Below are 399 nucleotides of genomic sequence, written 5' to 3' on the forward strand. Positions count from 1 at the left end.
TGCCTGTGGGCACAATCTCTTTGGAACTTATTCTGTATTGGCTGCTAGTGCGTTGCAACCTTATGTAGATGAACTAGGAGGAGAAATCCGCGTTTATGGTACTCCTGGTGAAGAGGGGGGCGAAAATGGCTCAGCAAAGGGCAGTTTTGTGCGTGCAGGATTTTTTGAGGATGTCGATGCTGCATTGTGCGTGCATCCAGCTTATCGCTATGGCAAAACCACCGCATCTTTGGCTAATGATCCTGTCGATATCAAATTTTATGGTCGGGCATCCCATGCGGCAGCGGCACCAGAGAAAGGCATTAATGCGTTAGAGGCATTGATCCAAGTTTTTAATGGGATCAATGGGTTGCGTCTTCATTTGCCGAAAGATGTCAACATTCATGGCGTGATCACTGA

The 399-nt window shown here is 47.4% G+C and carries 1 protein-coding gene; it reads left to right on the forward strand.

Going from position 1 to position 399, the window contains the following annotated elements:
* Window positions 1–399, forward strand: a 399-nt coding sequence (locus tag ETC05_RS17530; RefSeq protein ID WP_368668053.1) for a peptidase dimerization domain-containing protein, incomplete at both ends; no start/stop codon positions are given.

The organism is Geobacillus sp. BMUD, assembly GCF_013096845.1.
GTDB classification, from domain to species: domain Bacteria; phylum Bacillota; class Bacilli; order Bacillales; family Anoxybacillaceae; genus Geobacillus; species Geobacillus vulcani.